Raw genomic sequence first — 1,851 nt, 5'->3', positions numbered from 1 at the left:
ATAAACACCTAAATGTGAATGGACATCAATAATACCTGGAGTAATCCACTTACCCTTGGCATCGATTACCACGGCACCTGCAGCGGATAACTGTTGACCAACAGCACTAATTTTTCCGTCTTTTATCAATACATCAGCATCATCAATACGCTCACCAGTACCGGTTAATACAATGGCATTTTTAAGCAGTGTGGTTGAATTAGGCAATATTTGATAAGTACTAGGATACGGATTGGTATTGATTGTGATTTTAGGGTCTTGTTGTGCTGGGCTACAACCTACAATTACAGTTGATAGCGCTACAGCAACCAATGAAGGCATTACTTTTGCCATTTGGCTCTCCTTTTTATTTTTCACCCAATCTAACCAAGTTAACAGCTGAAATACAGCCTAATCGTTAAATAATTGGTATTAAAACGTTAACAAAAAAATAATCCATCGATGGTAATGATTTAGATATAATAACTTCGACACCCCTAATAACTGACAATATGAACTGGTTACGTAAATTATTCACTAAACAGCAAACCGTTGATGACAGAGATACCACACAGTCAAATGCCTACGACCTTATTGGTGGCGACAAGGTGATCCGTGCGATTGCCCATGACTTTTATCAACAAATGCAAACACGTCCTGAAACCCAAGCACTATTAGCGATGCATCGCTCGCCAATACAAGCGTCTGAACAAAAGCTGTATGAGTTCTTAAGTGGTTGGTTGGGTGGTCCGCAACTTTATCAGCAAAAACATGGTCACCCGGCATTGCGAGCAAGGCACATGCCCTTCGCGATTGATGAATCGATGCGTGATCAGTGGTTAATTTGTATGCGTGCTGCGATCACCAACGCAATAAAAAAGCCTGAACATCAACAAGTGATTATTCAGGCTATTTCGACTTTAGCAGACAATATGCGTAACCGATGACTCATTAGTGCGACATGGCAAGTATTAAGTTTGGACTAACCAATCTTGAGGTTTTAGGTAGATGTCATACAGTTCTGCTTCTGGGCTACCTTGTTCAGGAGTAAATGCATATTCCCAACGCACCAATGGCGGCATCGACATTAAAATAGATTCAGTCCGACCGCCTGTTTGTAGACCAAATAAGGTGCCACGATCATAGACCAAGTTAAACTCAACATAGCGACCACGGCGATAAAGCTGGAACTGGCGTTCGTCATCGCCATATTCTAACTCTTTGTTGCGTTCGACTATCGGCGCATAAGCGTCAATAAAGCCGTTGCCTACCGCTTGCATAAACTCAAAGCTTCGCTCAAAACCTGGTTCGTTAAGATCATCAAAAAACAATCCACCGACACCACGGGTTTCATTACGATGCGGTAAGAAGAAGTACTCATCACACCATTTTTTGTACTTTGGATAAACATCTTCACCAAATGGATCGCAAATATCTTTAGCCGTTTGATGCCAACTAACCACATCTTCTTTGAATGGATAGTAAGGGGTTAAATCAAACCCGCCACCAAACCACCACACAGGATCAGCGCCCTCTTTACTGGCAATAAAAAAACGCACGTTAGCATGAGTCGTCGGTATATAAGGATTATTAGGGTGAATAACCAATGACACCCCCATAGCTTCAAAACTGCGGCCAGCTAACTCTGGACGATGAGCAGTGGCCGATGCGGGCATAGCGGCGCCCATCACATGGGAAAAGTTAACGCCGGCTTGCTCAAATACTTGGCCTTGAGTTAATACTCGGCTCGTGCCGCCACCACCTTCTTCACGTTCCCATGAATCGGCTTTGAAGCTGGCTTTACCATCGAGTTGCTCTAAACGCTGACAAATATTTTGCTGTAATGCTAACAAAAAGGATTTTACTTTTTGC

2 protein-coding genes and 1 pseudogene are annotated in these 1,851 nt (G+C 42.8%); 1 reads left to right on the top strand and 2 read right to left on the bottom strand.

Translation table 11 applies throughout. The features are described from left to right. Positions 1–333, bottom strand: a pseudogene (locus tag H5185_RS21945) (amidohydrolase); the annotation flags it as partial. 158 nt (positions 334–491) lie between these two features. On the opposite strand from H5185_RS21945, the gene H5185_RS21940 reads away from it, so the two are divergent. After that, the gene (locus H5185_RS21940; RefSeq protein ID WP_182743261.1) at positions 492–926 is read left to right on the top strand and encodes a group II truncated hemoglobin; all 435 of its coding nucleotides are present in this window, start codon (positions 492–494) and stop codon (positions 924–926) included. A gap of 24 nt (positions 927–950) precedes the next feature. Here H5185_RS21940 and hemF read toward each other — a convergent pair. Further along, positions 951–1,851, bottom strand: a 901-nt coding sequence (gene hemF, locus H5185_RS21935) for an oxygen-dependent coproporphyrinogen oxidase (RefSeq protein WP_182743259.1), incomplete at its 5' end; no start/stop codon positions are given.

It is taken from the genome of Shewanella sp. SG44-6 (assembly GCF_014164185.1).
Lineage (GTDB): Bacteria > Pseudomonadota > Gammaproteobacteria > Enterobacterales > Shewanellaceae > Shewanella > Shewanella vesiculosa.
The sequence above is the reverse complement of the archived record's forward strand: the minus strand, read 5'-3'. Positions and strand labels throughout refer to the sequence as shown.

Excerpts from the sequence above, each read along its gene's own strand:
- H5185_RS21940 (WP_182743261.1), top strand. The coding sequence starts at position 492 with ATGAACTGGTTACGTAAATTATTCACTAAACAGCAAACCGTTGATGAC.